The sequence below is a fragment of the Pseudomonas sp. OTU5201 genome (assembly GCF_038440135.1).
In the GTDB taxonomy this organism is placed as follows: Bacteria; Pseudomonadota; Gammaproteobacteria; order Pseudomonadales; family Pseudomonadaceae; genus Metapseudomonas; species Metapseudomonas resinovorans.
Genome location: NZ_JASATC010000023.1, coordinates 75,773 through 94,643, shown reverse-complemented (window position 1 = coordinate 94,643; position 18,871 = coordinate 75,773). Strand labels below are relative to the sequence as shown.

21 protein-coding genes are annotated in these 18,871 nt (G+C 63.3%); 10 read left to right on the top strand and 11 right to left on the bottom strand.

Annotated elements, in window-relative coordinates:
- From AAHM40_RS15880 to AAHM40_RS15865, 4 genes are all read right to left on the bottom strand, one after another.
- On the bottom strand, nt 1-250 hold a 250-nt coding region (locus AAHM40_RS15880; protein ID WP_342245500.1), incomplete at its 3' end, for a hypothetical protein.
- Nucleotides 251-262: 12 nt separating this feature from the next.
- Nucleotides 263-640, bottom strand: a complete 378-nt coding sequence (gene gcvH / locus AAHM40_RS15875) for a glycine cleavage system protein GcvH (RefSeq protein ID WP_342245499.1) — start codon at nt 638-640, stop codon at nt 263-265.
- A 315-nt stretch (nt 641-955) separates the two neighbouring features.
- A complete protein-coding gene (locus tag AAHM40_RS15870; protein WP_342245498.1) occupies nt 956-2,482 on the bottom strand; it encodes a sigma-54-dependent transcriptional regulator in 1,527 nt (508 codons plus the stop codon).
- The gene (locus AAHM40_RS15865) at nt 2,482-3,417 is read right to left on the bottom strand and encodes a LysR family transcriptional regulator (RefSeq protein ID WP_280282385.1); all 936 of its coding nucleotides are present in this window, start codon (nt 3,415-3,417) and stop codon (nt 2,482-2,484) included. The genes AAHM40_RS15870 and AAHM40_RS15865 overlap by 1 nt, the downstream gene beginning before the upstream one ends.
- A gap of 158 nt (nt 3,418-3,575) precedes the next feature.
- Here AAHM40_RS15865 and speB point away from each other — a divergent pair, with 158 nt between their 5' ends.
- The gene (speB, locus tag AAHM40_RS15860; RefSeq protein WP_342245497.1) at nt 3,576-4,550 is read left to right on the top strand and encodes an agmatinase; all 975 of its coding nucleotides are present in this window, start codon (nt 3,576-3,578) and stop codon (nt 4,548-4,550) included.
- Nucleotides 4,551-4,860: 310 nt separating this feature from the next.
- Here the strand turns inward: speB and AAHM40_RS15855 are convergent, their stop codons facing one another.
- Entirely contained in the window at nt 4,861-5,619 is a 759-nt protein-coding gene (locus AAHM40_RS15855) for an SDR family NAD(P)-dependent oxidoreductase (protein ID WP_342245496.1), read from the bottom strand.
- Nucleotides 5,620-5,747: 128 nt separating this feature from the next.
- On the opposite strand from AAHM40_RS15855, the gene AAHM40_RS15850 reads away from it, so the two are divergent.
- Entirely contained in the window at nt 5,748-6,662 is a 915-nt protein-coding gene (locus tag AAHM40_RS15850) for a LysR family transcriptional regulator (RefSeq protein WP_342245495.1), read from the top strand.
- A gap of 62 nt (nt 6,663-6,724) precedes the next feature.
- Nucleotides 6,725-7,855 (top strand): PilT/PilU family type 4a pilus ATPase, encoded by a 1,131-nt coding sequence (locus AAHM40_RS15845; RefSeq protein WP_342245494.1) that lies wholly within the window; start codon nt 6,725-6,727, stop codon nt 7,853-7,855.
- Nucleotides 7,856-7,864: 9 nt separating this feature from the next.
- Here the strand turns inward: AAHM40_RS15845 and AAHM40_RS15840 are convergent, their stop codons facing one another.
- Nucleotides 7,865-8,107 (bottom strand): hypothetical protein, encoded by a 243-nt coding sequence (locus tag AAHM40_RS15840; RefSeq protein WP_342245502.1) that lies wholly within the window; start codon nt 8,105-8,107, stop codon nt 7,865-7,867.
- Between the two features lie 143 nt (nt 8,108-8,250).
- Between AAHM40_RS15840 and AAHM40_RS15835 the strand changes: the two genes are divergently transcribed.
- The 4 genes from AAHM40_RS15835 to AAHM40_RS15820 all read left to right on the top strand — a co-directional run bounded on the left by AAHM40_RS15835 (nt 8,251) and on the right by AAHM40_RS15820 (nt 10,260).
- A complete protein-coding gene (locus AAHM40_RS15835; RefSeq protein ID WP_342245493.1) occupies nt 8,251-8,757 on the top strand; it encodes a cytochrome C in 507 nt (168 codons plus the stop codon).
- Nucleotides 8,758-9,034: 277 nt separating this feature from the next.
- Nucleotides 9,035-9,244, top strand: coding sequence for a cold-shock protein (locus AAHM40_RS15830; RefSeq protein WP_028626730.1), 210 nt, complete (start codon nt 9,035-9,037; stop codon nt 9,242-9,244).
- 93 nt (nt 9,245-9,337) lie between these two features.
- Nucleotides 9,338-9,517: a hypothetical protein gene (locus AAHM40_RS15825; RefSeq protein WP_028626729.1), complete on the top strand. Its 180-nt coding sequence runs from the start codon at nt 9,338-9,340 to the stop codon at nt 9,515-9,517.
- Nucleotides 9,518-9,705: 188 nt separating this feature from the next.
- Nucleotides 9,706-10,260 carry a hypothetical protein gene (locus AAHM40_RS15820; protein ID WP_028626728.1) on the top strand — a complete coding sequence of 185 codons (555 nt, stop codon included), beginning with the start codon at nt 9,706-9,708 and terminating at the stop codon, nt 10,258-10,260.
- 47 nt (nt 10,261-10,307) lie between these two features.
- Here AAHM40_RS15820 and AAHM40_RS15815 read toward each other — a convergent pair whose 3' ends face one another.
- Nucleotides 10,308-11,246 (bottom strand): LysR substrate-binding domain-containing protein, encoded by a 939-nt coding sequence (locus tag AAHM40_RS15815; protein WP_342245492.1) that lies wholly within the window; start codon nt 11,244-11,246, stop codon nt 10,308-10,310.
- 128 nt (nt 11,247-11,374) lie between these two features.
- On the opposite strand from AAHM40_RS15815, the gene AAHM40_RS15810 reads away from it, so the two are divergent.
- Nucleotides 11,375-12,310 (top strand): DMT family transporter, encoded by a 936-nt coding sequence (locus AAHM40_RS15810; RefSeq protein ID WP_342245491.1) that lies wholly within the window; start codon nt 11,375-11,377, stop codon nt 12,308-12,310.
- A 213-nt stretch (nt 12,311-12,523) separates the two neighbouring features.
- On the opposite strand, the gene AAHM40_RS15805 is transcribed toward AAHM40_RS15810, so the two are convergent.
- Nucleotides 12,524-13,438 (bottom strand): c-type cytochrome domain-containing protein, encoded by a 915-nt coding sequence (locus AAHM40_RS15805; protein ID WP_342245490.1) that lies wholly within the window; start codon nt 13,436-13,438, stop codon nt 12,524-12,526.
- A 285-nt stretch (nt 13,439-13,723) separates the two neighbouring features.
- Between AAHM40_RS15805 and AAHM40_RS15800 the strand changes: the two genes are divergently transcribed.
- Nucleotides 13,724-14,047 carry a hypothetical protein gene (locus tag AAHM40_RS15800; protein WP_342245489.1) on the top strand — a complete coding sequence of 108 codons (324 nt, stop codon included), beginning with the start codon at nt 13,724-13,726 and terminating at the stop codon, nt 14,045-14,047.
- Between the two features lie 46 nt (nt 14,048-14,093).
- On the opposite strand, the gene AAHM40_RS15795 is transcribed toward AAHM40_RS15800, so the two are convergent.
- Together AAHM40_RS15795 and AAHM40_RS15790 are read right to left on the bottom strand one after the other, a co-directional pair.
- The gene (locus AAHM40_RS15795) at nt 14,094-14,354 is read right to left on the bottom strand and encodes a DUF3509 domain-containing protein (RefSeq protein ID WP_137822417.1); all 261 of its coding nucleotides are present in this window, start codon (nt 14,352-14,354) and stop codon (nt 14,094-14,096) included.
- Between the two features lie 266 nt (nt 14,355-14,620).
- Entirely contained in the window at nt 14,621-15,457 is an 837-nt protein-coding gene (locus tag AAHM40_RS15790; RefSeq protein WP_342245488.1) for a CvfB family protein, read from the bottom strand.
- 273 nt (nt 15,458-15,730) lie between these two features.
- Between AAHM40_RS15790 and AAHM40_RS15785 the strand changes: the two genes are divergently transcribed.
- Complete coding sequence (locus AAHM40_RS15785) at nt 15,731-18,061, top strand: LTA synthase family protein (protein ID WP_342245487.1); 2,331 nt, start codon at nt 15,731-15,733, stop codon at nt 18,059-18,061.
- Between the two features lie 88 nt (nt 18,062-18,149).
- On the opposite strand, the gene AAHM40_RS15780 is transcribed toward AAHM40_RS15785, so the two are convergent.
- Complete coding sequence (locus AAHM40_RS15780) at nt 18,150-18,830, bottom strand: TetR/AcrR family transcriptional regulator (protein WP_342245486.1); 681 nt, start codon at nt 18,828-18,830, stop codon at nt 18,150-18,152.
- Between the last annotated feature and the right edge of the window lie 41 nt (nt 18,831-18,871).

The window sequence follows — 18,871 nt, the reverse complement described above, 5'->3', positions numbered from 1 at the left end:
GGTTGCGGAAAATCTGGTTCTTCGCGGCGATGGTCTTGATGGCAGCGAGGGCTTCGGCCTCGCTCTGGCCAGCCGGCAGGTCGAGCACGCTGGTGCCCTTGATGCTGTCGGGAATGACGCTGGCGATCAGCGCGTCCAGCGAGGCATGGCCAGTCAGCGCCAGCATGGCGGTGATATCCGCCTCACGCGGGCCGATGTGGCGGGCAACGAACTCGTTGTCGGTGCCCAAGTGGAGATGTGCTCTGGTCATGGCGGCCCCGGCTCAGGCGTTGTCGGCGAGAAAACGGTCATAGGCGGCCTGGTCCATCAGGCCGGCGAACGCTTCGGGAATGTCCGGGCGGATGCGGAAGAACCAGCCGTCGCCCATGGGCGCTTCGTTGACCAGCTCGGGGTTGTCGGCCAGGGCCTGGTTCACCTCGATCACCTCGCCGGTCAGCGGCATGGTGATATTGCTGGCAGCCTTCACCGACTCCAGCACCGCAACTTCCTGCCCCTGGTCGTAGCGACCGGCGTCCGGCAACTGCACGAACACCACATCCCCGAGGGCCTCCTGGGCGAAGCTGGTAATGCCGACGGTCAGTTCGCCGGAGGCTTCAACGCGCAGCCATTCGTGCTCGGGAGTAAAACGCAGCGTGCTCATGGATCGTCCTCTTGTTGTCAGGTAGGGTCCCGAGCGTTGTGTGGGCTCGGCTGACTGAACAAGAGCAAGGGCAATGCCAGTTTATAAAAATACCTATAAATCAAATACTTAAATTATTGATCACAACATGCCCTCGCCACGATGGAACGATACCGCTCCAACTCCACATAGAGCATCGATCGACCTGAATGGCGCAAAGCCCCGAGACTCAGGGCCTTGAAGAAAATGGAGCGAAATCGCTCCAGCGGAACGTAATCGAACCACGGACCCTGCCGGCACGGAGTGCCAGGTCATTCGCGCCTCACAGAGAACCGCTCAGCCACGCGAGATGCCGTACTTGCGCAGCCGTTGGCCGATGGCTGTGTGAGAGGTATTCAGCCGTACAGCCAGCTGCCGCGTGGAGGGATAGGCCGCATAGAGGCGCTGCAGCAGGTTCTTCTCGAAGCCCTGGACGGCCTCCTCCAGACTGGTCACGTCCAGCGGGTCACCCTGCTGGGGATTGAGGGCGGTGCCGGCCAGTTCCAGGCTGTCGCAGTCGATCAGCTCGCCTTCGCTGATGGCGGCGGCGCGGAAAATCACGTTCTGCAGCTGGCGCACGTTGCCCGACCAGCGATTGCCCAACAGCACCGGGTAGGTGGCCGGGGCCAGGCGGCAAGGCGGGCGCTGGATCTGCGCGCAGGCCTGGCGCAGGAAGTGCTCGGCCAGCAGGAGGATGTCCTGCCCGCGCTCGCGCAGGGGCGGCACCATCAGGTTGAGCACATTGAGGCGGTAGTAGAGGTCTTCGCGGAAGCTGCCCTCCGCCACCATGCGCTCCAGGTTGCGGTGAGTGGCGCAGAGTACGCGCACGTTCACCTGTACCTCGCGATCGCCACCGACACGGCGGAAGCAGCCGTCGCTGAGAAAGCGCAACAGCTTGGCCTGCAGGTAAGGCGACATCTCCCCCACTTCATCGAGAAACACCGTGCCGCTGTCGGCCAGTTCCAGCAACCCCGGCTTGCCGCCGCGCTGGGCGCCGGTGAAGGCGCCGGCCGAATAGCCGAACAGCTCGCTCTCGGCCAGGCTCTCGGGCAGTGCCGCGCAGTTGAGCGCGAGGAAGGGGGCATCGCGGCGCGCGCTCATGGCGTGACAGGCGCGGGCCACCAATTCCTTGCCGGTGCCGGTTTCGCCCTGGATCAGCAACGGCGCATCCAGGCTGGCCACCTTGCGCAGCCGGGCCTTGAGCGCTTTCAGCTCGGCCGACTTGCCCAGCAGCGCGTCCAGCCCCTCGGCATGGTCGTGGTGCAGGGAAGCCAGGCGCTCGCCGATCCGGCTCGGCGGGTAGAGGGTCAGCAGGCCGCCCACCAGGGCATCCGTTCCGCCGCTGATGGGCGTGGCATCCAGCAACAGGGCCTGGCCCTGGAACCTCACCTCGCACATGGGCAGGCGGAAGCCCTTGTCGATCAGGGTCTGTGCCAGGTCCGCCTCGGCGAACAGGCTGGACAGCGGCTCCCCGGCCGGCTCGCGGCCATAGAGCCCGACCAGGGCCGGATTGGCCAGCAGCACATGGCCGCCGGGGTCCACCGCCAGCACCGGGTCGCTCACCGCGGCGAGCAAAGCATCCAGCTGCAAGTGCCGGCGCTGGCCGGGGAGGATGTCGACAAGCTCCACGGCCCGCACGCCATCCACTCGCAACAGGGCGTCGTAGAGCTCGTCCAGCACGGCCTGCGACAAGGCCGGTGCGTCGATGTAGACGTTGGGCGGGATCATCTCCACCGCGTCCAGGTTGAGGTTGCGCGCGCCCAGCAACGCCAGGACTTCCTGGGTAATGCCGACGCGGTCGATGAAGGTGACGTGGATTCGCATTACTGGCCCCGGTCAATCTTGTTCTGCGCCGCAAGGGTGCGGGCGCCATTGAGCAGTTCATCGAGGAAGGCGCGCAGGATCATGGGCGTCGCCACCCCGCGGCGGGTGATCGTCTCGAAGGCCGAGAGCAGCTGCAAACGGCCAGGCCCCAGGTGTTCCAGGTCGCCCGCCTCCACCCATTGCCGCGCGTAGTGCTCGGGCAGGAAGCCGGCATAGGCCCCCGAGAGAATCAGCATGGCCTGGGCCTCGACGTTGTCGACCGTGGCGGCGGCCTTTTCCACGCCCAGGGCCTGAAGGTCGCGCTGCTGCAGGTAACCGCGCGCCACCACGCGGCTGGCGGCGATGCGCTCCAGTAGATCCACCTTGGGCGCAGTGATGCCGAACAGCGCGTGGTTGCGGCCGCAGTAGAAGCCATGGCTTTCCTGGTACAGCGGCGAATAGGACAACCCCGGCACACGAAACGGGAAATGCCCCACCGCCAGGTGCAGGCGACCATCCAGCACCCGCTCTTCCAGCTCGGCCGGAGTGCCAATGTAAACGTGCAGGTGAACATCGTGGCCGCGCTGGACGAAACGCTGGGTGGTCGTCTTCAGCGGGCAAGCCGGGTCGGTGATGGTGGTGTCGATCACCCCGAGGTTGAGGGTGCCACTGACCTGACGCTTGAGCACATCGGCATCCACGCAGAAGTCCTCCACCGCGCCCAGCAAGCGCAGGGTGGCCTCGTGTATCGCCTGGCCCTGCTCGGTCAGGCGGAAGCCGCTGCGCCCACGTTCGCAGAGCTTCACCCCGAGCCGAGTCTCCAGGTGCGCCATCTGCTCGCTGATGGTGGATTGGGCAACGTTGAGGGCGGCCTGGGCAGCCGAGAATCCCCCGCACTTGACGATGGTGTTGAAGACTCTGAGCAGCTTCAGGTCCACATCGTGCAATTGAATCATCCTGTACCTCACAGGCTAGGGATTACATCGGTTACGGCGATTTGCGCATCGCATCATCGTCATTTTCCAAGGCGCAGGTAAAGCCCAGGATAAGGCCATGGTCGAGGTGCGAGCACCCTGCCGGTCACCCTACAAGAACAACGTGGAGTCGCCTGAACATGTCCAGCAACAGCTATGAAAACGGTCGCCTGAATCTGCCCTTCGTCGGCCATTGCACCTTCGCCAAGTCGCCCATCTGCACCGACTGGGACGCCCTGAACGCAGACGTTGCAGTGCTTGGCGCGCCCAACGACATGGGGACCCAATGGCGCTCCGGCGCGCGCTTCGGACCGCGCGGCATTCGCGAGGCATCCACCCTGTTCTCCTTCGGCCACAGCGGCGCCTACGACTTCGAGGACGACGTGATGTACCTCCAGCAGGAGGATGTGCGAATCGTTGACGTGGGTGATGCCGACATCGTTCATACCGATATGAATACCAGCAACGCCAACATCGAGTTTGCCGTGCGCAAACTGCTGGAAGCCGGCGCCATGCCGGTGGTGCTGGGCGGCGACCATTCGGTGCACGCGCCGGTGATGAAGGCCTTCGAGGGTCGTGGCCCCATCCATATCATTCACTTCGACGCCCACCTGGACTTCGTCGACGAACGCCACGGCGTGCGATTCGGCCACGGCAATCCGCTGCGCCGCGCCTCGGAGATGGATCACATCGTCGGCATGACCCAGATGGGTATCCGCAACGTGTCCTCCTCCAACCGCAGCGACTACAACGCCGCTCGCGAAGCCGGCTCGAAGATTCTCTCGGTGCGCGATGTGCGCAAGCTGGGTCGCGACGGCGTGCTGGACCTGATTCCCGAGTGCAAGTCCTACTACATCACCATCGACATCGACGGCTTCGACCCCTCCATCGCCCCCGGCACCGGCACGCCGAGCCATGGCGGCTTCCAGTACTACGAGGTGCTGGAAATCATCCAGGGCCTGGCCAACCGCTGTCAGGGACGCATTGTCGGTATGGACCTGGTGGAAGTGGCCCCCGCCTACGACCCTACCGGCATGACCTCGATCCTGGCGGCGCAGCTGCTGATGAACAGCATCGGCTTCGTCTTCCATGCCCGGAAGCAAGCCGAGGGTTGAAGGGGAACAAGGGGCAATGCGCCACGAGCCTCCTCTCCCTTCGGGAGGGGGGCTGGGCGTGAGGGACCTTGCTCCGCACGGACTTCCGTGGGCAGGACTGCGTCCTGCTTGGCGATTGAAGTCGCTATGTCTGCGTTAGCTGTTGCGAGAGTTTTACCATCGGGCCAAGAGCCTTGTAGGAGCTGGCTTGCCAGCCAAACGGGGCCATTCGCTGGCAAGCCAGCTCCTACGGGCAATGCAGCTGCTTGCAACACATATTGCAGAAATCGCCCCCTACAGGATGAATCGCGCCTACGGAATGCATTAGCCGCTACAGGAACATGCCGCCCGAAGCCTCCACCCGCTGGCCGTTGATCCAGCGGCCGGCGTCGGAGAGCAGCATGGCCACCGCGGCGCCGATGTCTTCCGGCAGGCCCACGCGCCCCAGGGCGGTATTGCTGGCAATGAAGGCGTTCACCTGGGAGTTGTCGCGCACCACGCCACCGCCGAAATCCGTCTCGATGGCGCCGGGGGCCAGCACATTCACCGAGATACCACGGGCGCCCAGCTCCTTGGCCTGGTAGCGAGTCAGCACTTCGATTCCGCCCTTCATTGCCGCGTAGGCGGCGTAGCCCGGCAGGGCGAAGCGCGCGAGGCCGGTAGAGATATTGAGGATGCGCCCGCCGTCGACAATCAGCGGCAGCAGCTTCTGGGTGAGGAAGAACGGGCCCTTGAGCTGGACGTTCACCAAGTGGTCGAACTGCTCTTCAGTGGTTTCGGCGAAGCTGGCGTGGATGCCGATGCCGGCATTGTTCACCAGAAAGTCGAAGCTATCGCGGCCAAATTCGTTCTTCAGCAAGCGGCCCAGGCTGGTGACGAAGTCGTCGAAAGTGCCGCTCTTGCTCACGTCCAGCTGCAGCATCGCGGCGTGGCCACCGAGGTCCAGGATTTCCCGGCTGAGGGATTCGGCGTCCTCCAGCTTGCTGTGATAGGTGCCGATGATGTCGATGCCCTGGGCAGCCAAGTGCTGCGCCATGCTCTTGCCAAGGCCGCGGCTGGCGCCGGTGATGAGTGCGATCTTGCGGGTCATAGCTGTGCTCCTGGTGACAGGTGGGGAAGTGGTGAGGAGCTTATTGTCCGGAACAAGTGCGATAAATAAGCTGATCTCGGAAGCACTGATCGGCTCAATCGAACAATCCGGAAAGAGGCACCGCACGGATGAACAAGCTGGAGCTACTGAGAACCTTCGTACGGGTCAGCGAACTGTCAAGTTTCACCCAGGCCGCCGACAGCCTCGGCCTGCCCCGCTCCACCGTATCCGACCAGGTGCAGGCACTGGAGGAGCTACTGGGCACGCGGCTACTGCAGCGCACCACGCGCAAGGTGCAGGCTACCCAGGACGGCCTGTTGCTCTACGAGCGCAGCCGCGAGTTGCTGACACAGATGGACGAGCTGGAGGGCCTGTTCCGCGAAGACGCCACGGCCCTGACCGGTCGTGTCCGGGTGGACATGCCCACCGTGCTGGCGCGCAAGGTGGTGATGCCGCGCCTGGCAGAGTTCACCGGCCGCCACCCTGGCCTGGAGCTGGAAGTCAGCAGCACCGACCGACGGGTGGACCTGGTGCGCGAAGGTTTCGACCTGGTGCTGCGGGTCGGGCCAGTCCTGGACACTTCGCTGGTGGCGCGCTCGCTATGTGCCTTGCCCCTGGTCAACTGCGCCAGCCGCACCTACCTCGCCACTCACGGCGTACCGCGCACCCTGGAAGACCTCGCCAAGCACCGTCTGGTGCACTACGCGTCGGTGCTGGGCAGCCGGTCGCAAGGCTTTGAATACCTCGTTGGCGGCAAGGTGCGGCACCTGTCCATGGCCGGCAGCGTCACGGTGAACAACGCCGAAGCCTACAGCGCCGCCTGCCTGGGCGGACTGGGCCTGATCCAGGTGCCATTGCACGGCGTGCGCGACCACCTGGCGAGCGGTGAACTGGTGGCGCTGCTGCCGGAGTACCAGGCGCCGCCCCTGGAAGTCACCCTGCTCTATGCCCACCGCCGCCTGCCACAACGGGTGCGCGCCTTCATGGATTGGCTGGAAGGACTGATCGACCTGGAGGTGCAGCACGACCACAAAAACGATTGATGGGCATCAGGTCAGTCGACGGCCGCCGCTGCTAGGCTTTCCATCGCCAACGAGGAGCCACGATGAACAACTCGACCGTACACCCTGACCGTGATGTGTTTCCCCTGCTCCAACTTTTGCACGACCGGGGCGGTTCCGACCTGTTCCTGAGCGTGGGTGCCATGCCTCATCTCAAGGTGGAAGGACGCAGCATGCCGGTCGGTGGCCAGCCGCTGAAATCTGGCGAAGTGCAAATCATGGCCTATCAACTGATGACCCAGAAGCAAGTTGCCGAGTTCGAGCGCGAGCTTGAGATGAACTTCGCGATCAGCATCCAGAACAACGGGCGCTTCCGCATCAACGCTTACTACCAGCGCGGAGAGGTTTCGATGGTAGTACGGTTGATCAAAAGCGAGATTCCCGGCATCGAAGCATTGGGCCTACCCGCCCTTCTGGAGAAACTGGTGGTGCAGGATCGCGGCCTGATCCTGGTTATCGGGGCCGCCGGCTCCGGCAAGTCGACTACCTTGGCGGCGATGCTGGATTATCGTAATCGTCATCGCGATGGCCACATCGTCTGCATCGAAGACCCTATCGAGTTCCTTCATTCGCACCATCGCTCCATCATCGATCAGCGGGAAGTCGGCCTGGACACTCACAGCTTTTCCGACGCCTTGCGCAATGTGCTGCGAGAAGCGCCCGATGTGATCATGCTCGGGGAAATACGCGACCAGGAAACCATGCAGCATGCCCTGCATTACGCCGAGACCGGGCATCTCTGCCTGGCCACCCTCCACGGCACGAGCAGCAGTCATGCGATTGAACGCATCTCCCGCTTCTTCCCCGACGAGGCACGGCGGCAAGTGCTGGCCGACCTGTCGCAGAACCTGCTGGCGATGATCGGCCAGCGCCTGGTTCCGGGCCTTGCCCAGAAGCGCGTAGCCGCCGTGGAGTTGATGCTGGGTACGCCTTATATCAAGGACCTGATCCTGCGGGATCAATTGGACGATCTGAAGTCGGCTACAGAGCGAGCCCTGGAACAAGGCATGCAGACGTTCGACCAGCACCTCTTCGCCCTGTTCGAAGCGGGTCGCATCACCCTGACCGACGCACTCAAGTTCGCCGACTCGCGTACCGACCTCGGGCTGCGCATCAAGCTCGAGCGCGGATTTAGCGCCACGGACTCCGACCTGAAAGTACTGCGTGACAGTTAGACGAATGCGTCATTCGACATAGGTGCAGCGATTGCGGCCATTGTGCTTGGAATCGCAGAGCGCCTGGTCGACCTTGATCAGCGCCTGGTTGAGCGTGTCACCGTCGTCCAGCCTGGCGGAAACTATCGTTGGTGGCCGTGCCTGCCGGCGACCAGGTGCTGGTGAGGGTAAGGTTGTCACGTCGCGATAAGACGTCATGGGCACGGCGCTGGCGATACCGGCGAGCGTCAGAGCTGCCGTGCTCGTCGTCACCGGCCACCGGATCCTGCTCCAGGGGGGCTGTCCACCCGAGGTGGCCGATGCGTTGACTCTCACCAATCCGCTGGCCCACGGCTCGACCGGCCGTCTTATGGGCTATGTTTTTCCAGGTCGCCATCTTCCCTGTGGATGCCACCATGACCCGGAAACCCACCACCCCACAGGACGCTCCAGGCGCATTGGATGCGCGTTGTTTCACCCTGCTCCCCGCCCTGCTCCTGCTGCTGGCCACTCCCGCCCTGGCCGAGAGCGACGATGTGGCGCGCGGGCGTTATCTGATTCAAATTTCCGGCTGCAACGACTGCCATACGGCAGGATGGATGGAGTCGGCCGGCCAGGTGTCGGAGGATCGTTGGTTGACGGGCAGTCCGTTGGGCTGGCGCGGTCCCTGGGGTACCACCTATGCCTCGAACCTACGGCTGGTGGCGTACAACCTGACGGAGTCGCAATGGCTGGAGCACGCCCGCCGGGAATGGCGGCCGCCGATGCCCTGGTTCAACCTGCGCAAGATGGAAGATGTCGATCTCATCGCCATCTATCGCTATGTCCGCCACCTCGGCGCAGCGGGTGAAATGGCACCGGCCTACCTGCCACCGGACAAGGCACCGCAAATGCCCTATGCGGTGTTTCCAGGCGTGGAGTGACGAAGCGCGTCGCTTGCCAGTGCAAATCCGTTCGTCGGCAAGCCACCGTGCCGTGGCTTACGCTTGACCTTCGGCGACCTGATCGGACGGCCGGCGAATAAAAGGTTAGGCATTCCTCGAAAGCACAGGTATTGTGTCGAGCGCTGTGATGCATGTGTCACCGGGAAACGGTCTGTACTTTAGCGGTCCCTTCTTCATCGGTTGCCGACGCTCTGCACTCAGTGACAGGCTGGAACGATCCAGCCCAGCAATAACTCAGTTTCTAGGAGACATTCCAATGTCCGAGCGCCAAACCGGCACCGTCAAGTGGTTCAACGATGAAAAAGGCTACGGCTTCATTACCACCGATAACGGTCCCGATCTGTTCGTTCACTACCGTTCTATCCAAAGCGCCGGCTTCAAAAGCTTGAAGGAAGGCCAGAAGGTCTCCTTCGTAGCTGTGCAGGGCCAAAAAGGCATGCAAGCCGACGAAGTGCAAGTGCTGTAAGCACGAGCCGAAAAAGAACCGGCCTTCGGGCCGGTTTTTTTTTCAGTGGTTTCAGATGGCCTCTTCCGGGCCACTACGTACAGAGAAAGTGAAATGCGCATCAAGACCTCCCACAGCAGCACCCCCAAGCCGCCGGCAGCCACCACCAGCAGCGAAGCCCTGGAAGCTCAGATTGCTGCCTTCCTGAACAAGGGTGGCGAGATCCAGGAAATCGCCAAGGGCGTGAGCGCCCAGGTTGCACCGAGCCGCCATATCCGCATCGGCAACAAGTAAGACCCTCCTGGCGCCCCAGGGCGGACAGGTGCAAGACCTGCCGCCCGGCGCCATCGCTCCGACCTGCCGATGGGCGGATGCCACGTGCTGCAAGACTCACCGGACTAAACTCCACCCAGGCCGACAGCGGCCGGAACTGGGGGTAATAGCCGGAGGGGGCCCGGCGCCAGCCAGATGGGAGGTGTCCCATGCAGCGGCACTACTACATCAGCGACAACCTGAAAGATTTGGAAAGGGTCGAAGACGAGCTCGAGGCCCTGGGCATCGACCACGAGCAGATCCATGTGCTCAGCGAACGCGACGCCGATGTCGAGCATTACCATCTTCATGATGTTTCCTCCGTGATGAAGCGCGACATGGTGCATTCCGGGCTGATCGGTGTCGGCATCGGCCTGGCCTTGGCAGCCCTTGTGATGCTGGTAGCCTGGCTCAGCGGTTGGACCGGCACGGCAGCAGGCTGGATTCCGTTCATCTTCCTGGCCATTGCATTGTTCGGTTTCAGCGTCTGGGAAGGCAGCCTGTTCGGCATACAGACACCCAACGCCGTGGTGAAACGCTTCAAGCCCACACTGGACGAAGGCAAGCATGTCTTCTTCGTCGATGTGAAGCCGACGCAGGAGCCCATCCTCGCCCGAGTTGTCAGTCATCACCCGATGCTCCGGACCGCAGGCACCGGCCAGGCCACACCGGATTGGGCCGAGGGCCTTCAGCACCGGCTGCATCAGTGGCGCAAGATGATGTAACCCCCGTCTGGCGGCGGCGGATGCAACGCCTGGCGTCATCCGCCGCTTCAACTCCTCCCCACACTGCCCTGCCCCGGCACTGTGCTGGCGCGAGCTTCGGCCATCAGCCAGTCGATGAGACGGCGCACCTTCTCCGCCGGAGGCGACCTGCGGCTCCACGCAAGACGATAAGCCCAGGGCGTCGACAAGCGGCAGCGTTCGCCGAAAGGCAGCACCAGCCGACCGTTGGCAATGTCGTCACAGGCCAGTGCGGTTGATCCAAGGGCGAAGCCCTGGCCGCTCACCGCGCCCTGGATGGCGTGGCCGATCAGGCCGAAACGCATCCCACCTTTCGTCGGTCCCGGCTCGCCCACATAGGTGGCGAACCAGTCCTCCCAGCTCGGCAGGTGGAGGTTGGCGGTGTTCTTCCAGTGGGTGTGGATCAGTCGCGCACCCAGCATGTCCCGTGGTTCGCGTAGCGAGCCGAACTGTTCCAGATAACTCGGGCTGCACACCGGGAAGAACTCCTCGAGAAACAACAGCTCGCTGGCCGGCATGGGCGCATCGGTGGCGGTGAAGCGAATAGCCAGTGTCGCCTCGCCGCGCTCCAGGTCCACCAGTTGCTCGGTGGCTTCCAGGCTGAGGGTGATGTCCGGATTGATTGCGGCGAACTGATTGAGCCGACGCATCAGCCAGTGGCTGGCAATGGAAGGTGCGCAGGTGATGTGAATGGGGCCTTCGTCCTGGCCACGCAGCTCGTCGGCGCCGCGGGTGAGCAACTCGAAGGCCTGGGTGACGGTGGCCGCCAGGCGACGACCATTGTCATTGAGCGTGACGGTGTTGCGCGTGCGGTCGAACAGACTCACGCCCAGCTCGCCCTCCAGCAGGCGGATCTGTCGACTTACGGCTCCCGGGGTCACGGACAGTTCCTGGGCGGCTTCGGTAAAGTTACGGCTGCGGGCAGCGACCTCGAAGGTGCGCAGGGCGATGAGTGACGGGAGGCGCATGGCAGATTCGCTTTGAGTTCAAGTCAAAGCATGATGACAAATCATCGTTTGAATGCAAGGCGGTCGAGGACCGATCCTGCCACCCATTGGCGGCCTCTGCCGCGCCCGTCTGCCTTGCGAGTCGAACGATGAAACCCTCCCGCCTTCCCCTGGACTGGTTCGCCTGCGGACTGATGTTCGTCCTCTGCATCTGCTGGGGTTTCCAGCAGGTGGCGATCAAGCTGACGCTGGATGACGTGCCGTCCATCCTGCAGCTGGCCATCCGCTCCGGCGGTGCGGCCCTGGTGCTGGGCGCCCTGGTGCTGTGGAAGGAGGGCCGCGGCGCTTTCACCGACGGCACCTTGCTGCCGGGCATTGCCGTCGGCACGTTGTTCGCCTTGGAATTCCTGTTCATCGGTGAAGGGCTGAACCACACCAGCGCCTCGCACCTCTCGGTGTTTCTCTACACCGCGCCCATGTTCGCCGCCCTCGGACTTCACCTTATGTTGCCCGAGGAACGTCTCTCGCCCGTGCAGTGGCTGGGGGTGCTGGTGGCGTTCGGTGGTATCGCCACCGCCTTCCTCGGCCAACCCGCCGACGCGCCCGGCAATGTGCTGCTGGGCGACGCCTATGCCCTGTGCGGCGCCCTGGCCTGGGGTGCCACCACGCTGGTGATTCGCGGCTCGGCGCTCTCCGAGGCCAACCCGGTGAAGACCCTGTTCTACCAGCTGTTCGGCGCAGTCCTGCTGCTGACAGCGGTGGCCTTCAGCACCGGCAAGACCGACATGCAACTGACTCAAAAGGCCGTGATCAGCCTCGCCTTCCAGGTGGTGGTGATTGCACTGGTGAGCTACCTGGCCTGGTTCTGGCTGCTGCGTCGCTACCTGGCTACGCGCCTGTCGGTGCTGTCCTTCATGACCCCGTTGTTCGGTGTCACCTTCGGTGTGCTGGTGCTGGGGGAGACAATCGACACGTCCTTCGCCATCGGCGCCACCCTGGTGCTGGGAGGCATCGTCCTGGTCAGCGGCGCCGAGCTGCTGCGTGGCCGCCAGCGACGCAAGGTGCTTGCCCCTTCCGAGGCCTGATCAGGTTTTTCTAGCCTCGCGCTTCTCCCGCAAAGCGAGGGGAACACGTTGAGAGCGCTATTCCTGGGACTGTGCCGGCTGCCTCTGACGGCGACGGCACAGGTCTACAAATGCGTCGGCCACGACGGTACGACCGGCTCCTCAACCAAAAGGCCGTCGCAGGAAGAGCGGTTGCCGTAACGCTGAACAATGGGGAAGCGGCTCACCCCGCGATCAACGCCGACGTATGCGCTCCACCAGCACCCTGCCGTCCGCCCCCCAGCGCCCGCGCACTTCCACGTAGTCCCCCACATCGGGTGACTTGTCGATGCGCGTGCCGGGACCGACCACCAGCTGCAATGAGTCCAGGGTCCAGCCCTCTCCCAACACCCCCTGCAACCGCACCCGCGCGCCAACCGGGCTGGGCGCCGGCTGGCCGTTGGCGTCGCGAGCGCCCTGATCGATCCAGTCCACGATCAGCTGGATTTCCTCGTCGCTGAGAAAGGGCGGGCCGTCGTAAGGCATCTGCGGCTGCGACTGGCCACGGATGCGGCGCACCAGCTCACTGGCACCCGCGGCACCCGGTACCACGCGCACACGTTCGTGGCGGTCGAGGATGGCGGAATACGCATTCAGCAACAGGCCCTCTGGAGCCGAGCCCATCAGACCGTACGGGGAATGGCACTTCACGCAGCGACTGGCAAAGATCGGCGCGACATGTTCATAGGTCACCTGCTGTCCCGCTGGCGGGCGTTGGAGCGGCAACGCCAGGAGGGTGGCGTCGGCAGGCTGGCTACCGGCCTGCAGGCCACCCACTATCCAGCGCTCGAACAGCGCGATCTCGGCGTCACTGAGAAAGGGCGGCCCCGTCATGGGCATACGCGGCTGACTCTGCCCTTTGAGGCGCCGGATCAACTCGCTGCCCGCCGGGTCGCCGCGCGCGACCACCTGGCGGCTGCTGCTGCCTTTGAGCAGTTCATCGAGACTGGTCAAGCGCAGACCACGCGGTGCCGCTTCTCCGGCGTGGCACATCACGCAGCGTGCCTGGAGGATCGGCTGGATATCGTCGAAGCTCACGTCCTGCGCCATGCCCAGCGCAGGCACCAGGAGCAGCGAGCACAGTTTGACCCGCGCCAGGACCTTGCCCATTTCGACTCTGCCTCCAGTGTGGGTTGCCTCGCTAAGCCTAGTGAAACAACTCAAACTGCGTGGTCTCGCGGAACCCCTCTGCAATCTGCCGGTCAGTCTATTCGAGGCCGGCGGATGCCGACCCCAAGCCCCGGGTTCCTTACAGTCGCCGCTGTGAAGCCCGGGGCTTTCTCATGCGCGCATCGTCAGAAACGTCCGCATACAGAATCGCCGCGCGGGCGTGTTTCCTCGGCGCCTGCTGTAAGCAATGATGGCCGCCGCGTGTCGCAACTGGAGAATCACTGCATGAAACCTGTCCCCCGCCTCACCGCCCTGCTGCTCAGTGCCGGCCTGTTGGCCAGCCTCGCGGGCTGCGACCTGGCCGAGGAGTCGGCCAACAAGCTGGCGGAGAAAGCCGAGTCAGCCGCCCAGGAGATCGCCCGGGAAGCCATCGGCGAAGCGGTCAACGAGCTGAACAAGAAAGTGGACGAAGCCCAGGCTTCGGCCAAGGAACTGCTGGGAGAACAGCAGAAAGACGAGGCGCGCGAGGAGCCACCGCGTACGCCATCGAATAAGGAAGGACAAAAGGAAGGGGACGCCATGCTGCCACCTTCCGGAATCGAAACCTGATCGTTCAAGCTTCCGGCCGCGACGTCCCAGTCGCGGCCAACCAGCCTCAGGCGCGCAGATAGCGCGGCAAAGGCTTGCGATGCAATACCTTCAGCGACTCCACCGGCGGCACTTCACCCTGCTCCAGCGCCAAGTCGCGCTTGAGCGTACTGACCAGCCAATCCAGCTGTACCGTCGCCGCCACCACGCGCTGAAAGAATTTTCCCTCGCGTTCCAGCGTCAAGACGAAACCACCATCGGGCCGAGGTTTGGTACTGAGTTCGTATTCCGGAAAGGCGCTGATCAGCTTGTCGAAATCCAGATCCATGTCTTCTCTCCTAGAAAAATGATTGCTCCTGCACCCCACTTGCAGCGTGCATGCCGGACCTAAGACAACGGAAATCCCAAATAAATCAGTCCGTTACAAAATTTTTGAACAAGTTTTTCCATGCATTGCGCACGATTCGGCCATTTGCCAGCATGCAATTTGCAAGGCCAACACAAAGCAAAGCCCCCGTCCGGAACGACTCCAGAATCGGGGGCTTTGTATTCAAGGCCGCGCGGGACGTGGCCTGAGGGGATTTCAGCGCCGACTCAGATGAGTTCGATGCGGTCGTCTTCGATGCGGATCAGTCCTTGCTTGAAGAGGCCGCCAATGGCCTTCTTGAAGTTGCCCTTGCTGACCCCGAAACGCTGGCTGATGACCTCCGGCGGACTCTTGTCGGACAGGTTGAGTACGCCTCCTTCCGCACGCAACGCGGCAAGGATCTGCTCCCCCACGCCACTCACGGCCTCTGCGCCCTGCGGTTGCAGGCTCAGGCTGATCTTGCCGTCGGGGCGGATTTCCTTGATATAGCCCTTCTCGCGCATGCCATTACGCAGGAACTTGAAGACTTCGTTCTTGTGAATCAGGCCCCAGTGCTGACCATTGATGATGGCCTTGAAGCCGAGGTCGGTCCTCTCCACCACCAGCAGGTCCACCTCCTGGCCCGTCTTGTATCGCGCAGGAGTGGTGTCCAGGTAGCGGTCCAGGCGGGCGGTGGCGGTGATGCGCCGCGTGCGCTTGTCGAGGTAGACGTGCACCACGCAGTAGTCGCCTACCTGCAGCGGGCGCTTCTCTTCCGAGTGGGGCAGCAACAGGTCCTTGGGCAGGCCCCAGTCGAGGAACAGACCAACGCGGTTGATTTCCACCACTTTGAGGCTGGCAAAGCCGCCGACCTGCACCTTGGGTTTGAGGGTGGTAGCCAGCGGACGGTCTTCGCTGTCCAGATAAAGGAAGACGTTCAGCCAGTCACCGACTTCGCTGGGCTCATCCTTTGGCACATATCGATTGGGCAGCAGGATCTCACCATCCGGACCGCCGTCCAGGTACAGGCCGAAGTCGGTGTGCTTGACCACCTGAAGTGAATTGAACCGCCCGATAAGTGCCATCTTCGCTACCTCTGTATGTCGAGGCGGCATTCTACCTGCTGGCCGGTTGGCGAACCACGAGCATCCGTATATTGCGGCGGCGCTCCGTGGAGCCAGGCAAACGCACCTTTCATCGGCGGACGAGGCGCAAAAAGGCGCCTGAATTTTCACTCTGCAAAACTGTCTACTGGCCGCTAGCACAACGATGTTTCAGAATCGTGTCGTCGCAAGTGCGACCTCCATGTATTCCGGCATCACTCGACGGATTCTCACTGTCATATCTCAGGAGTTCCTGTGCGCCCATTCAGCCAATGGCTGTCGCAGTCCCTATCGCTCGCAACGCTTGGCGTGCTCTTCCTGGTGATTCCCCTCGCCAGCCGTTACTGGCTGGGCTGGTCAAATCCCTTCGGCTATCTGTCCGACCTCGCTTTTGGCAGCTTCCTGTTCGCATTGCTCTATGGCCGTTCGCTCTGGCTGGCGCTGCCACTGATGCTGCTCTGGTGCGTGATGATCCTGGGCAACGCCGAACTGGTCGGCGCCGTTGGCCGGATGCCGGAACCGGGTGATCTCAAGTACCTGCTGGACCCGCAGTTCGTCAGTCACTCCACCCAGGGCGGCGGCATTGCCCACCCCTACCTGGGCATCGCCCTTGGCGCCAGCGTGCTGGCCTGCCTGCTGTGCTGGCGCCGCCGGCATCGCCCGCTGAACTGGAAATGGTTCGCCGCGCCGGCCGCCCTGTTGATGGGGCACGTCACCCTGCAGTCCGTGCAGCCCAGCGACGCTGATCAATGGCAACAGTTCAACCTGCCCCACAAACTGATGGCCAGCGCCGTGAACAGCGGCCAACTGGCGGTCGAAGACTGGCTCGATGGCGACCAGCCCGATACGCCACCGGACATCGCCGGCCTGGCACGCCTGGACCTCGATGGCACGCCCCTGCTCCCAAGCCCCGGCCGCGCACGCAACGTGCTGGTGATTGCCCTGGAAGGCATCCCCGGCGCCTACATCGCCGCCAACCGGGCCGCAATCAACAGCAGCTACCAGGACTCGCTGATGCCCAAGCTCAGCGCCTGGGCCGAACGCGCCATGACCACGCCCGATTACGTGTTGCACAGCCACCAGACCATCCGTGGCTTGTACGCCATGCTCTGCGGCGACTACAGCAAGCTGGACTCGGGCACGCCCAAGGGGCTGGAACTGCTGAACAACCCGGCTCGCTCCAAGGCCTGCCTGCCCTCGCAGATGCATCAGCACGGCTTCAGCACCCATTTCCTCCAGGGCGCCGGGCTGCGCTTCATGGCGAAAGACAAAATCATGCCGCAGATGGGATTCGACAAGACCCGCGGGCGTGACTGGTTCCCCAACAAGGCCTACCTGGAATTTCCCTGGGGCATGGACGACAAGGCCTTCTTCGAAGGTGCGCAGACTTATGTGAAGCAGCTGCGCCAGCAGAAAAAGCCCTGGATGCTCACCTTGCTCACAGTCGGCACCCACCAGCCCTACTCCGCCCCGGCCGAGTACCTGATGCGCTATCCGGATGCCAAGAAGGCTGCCATCGCCTACCTGGATGACGCAGTGGACGCCTTCCTCACCGGCCTGGAAAAACAGGGCGTACTGAAAAACACCCTGGTGATCGTCACTTCTGATGAATCCCACGGCATCGAGAATGTCCGCCTCGCCTCAGCCTGGGGCTTCAACCTGGTGCTGGCCCCCGAGCAGGCGTCGCTGCCACCTATCAAGAGCGGCGTCTATGGCCACGTCGACCTGACCACCTCGATCCTCGACTATTTTGGCTACCGGGTACCGCAGAACCTGTCTGGCCGCTCGCTGTTCCGCGACTACGCCAGCGGCCGCGAGATGATGTCCTATACCAACGGCAAGCTGCGCTACCACGACGGCAAGGACACTTTCACCGAATGCGATTTCCGCCAGGTCTGCCGGCGCTACCAGAGCGAAGGTTTCATTGCCGACGAAGCGCGCTACCTGGGCAGCTACAGTGGCAGGAAGGCTCGACTGATTGCCCAGCGCGCCACGCTCCTGGACCAGTCACTTCAGGGCGGCACCCTGGGTCAGGAGTACCAGTTCGCCACGCGTGAACGCATCCGCCTGAAGGAAAAAGCCAAGGATGACTGGGCTGACAACCTGATCGGCGCGCAGTACATGGAACTGCCGAAGCACAGCCGCACCAGTGTGCAGATGACCATCAAGGTTCTGCGCATGGACAAGCAAGGTGCCCAGTTGCGACTGAAGGCCAAGGAGTTCGAGCGCGACGTGGCCCTGCCGATTCCGGAAATGCCACTGCTGAAACAGGGCAAGCCGCTGAAGGTCAACTTCGCCTTTGACAACCCCGAAGCGCGCAAGGCCTTCTCCTTCCACCTGCTGGCCGAAGGCCGTGGTGTGATCGAGATCAGCGATTTCCGAGTCACCACCGAACCGCTGCCGCCCCCGGCCGTGGCCGCCGACAGCGGTCAGGTGGCGCAGAAGCGCCCGCCGCACCCCATCACCACCCTCTTTGGCCTGCTGGCCCGCCAACAGGACGCCATGGAGGGCGAACTGGAAACTCCGGGTGAAGAGCGTGCTGTGCTGCCAGAAAGCACCGAGTTGAAGCTGCAGCAGTATCACTGAGCCCTGCTGATTTGCAGTAACGAGATGTATCGCGATGGGCCGACCAAGCCGTCCCATCGCTCGTGCGGACCGGCGATTGAGCAGGGGTTTAACCCTGAAGGTTCGAGGAAGGCGGTGACGTCAGGACTTCCGCTGCGCGTGCAAGCTCCATGAGGATGCGCGCGCAACATAGCTCCTCCATCTCCAGCAGCCAGGCCTCCACCTGTTGTCCGGAAAGCTGGGCGGTCAGTCCGTAGCGGCGTCCGCCCCAGACGGCGATGAAAAGCGCATCGATGCTCTCCGGACGCGGCTGGCGCGGCAGGTCGGCACACGCGGCCACCGCCTCGCGCCACTTGCCGGCCAGTTCCTGATACACCCGCTGGTGGTGCCAGGGCTCGGCAATGGCACGCTCCAACTTCAGCAACTCGGCATCGAAGAATGGCCGCGCCTGTTCATCCACCTGCCCGCAGGACAATCGCACCAGACGTCGCACGCGGGTTTGCCAGTCGAGTCCGGTGGCCAGCACCACCTCGCGCTCCAGACGCTGCATCAGGAGCTCGACCTGATGGCGAATGTAGCCGGAGAGCAAGGCTTCCTTGCTGGGAAAGTAGTCATAGAGGGTACCCACCGCGACGCCGGTTTCCAGGGCCACGGCACGGGTGGTCACGCCACTCCAGCCGCGCTGGCGGAGAATCCGAACAAAGGCGTCGAAGATGGCCTCCACAGTGAAACGGGCGCGTGCCTGGGTGGGGCGCTTGAGCGGTTTGTTGCGGGGCTTTGCAGGTTGCATGGGGACCTCTGCCGGTTTCCGAACCCGCGGTGCGGGAGCCC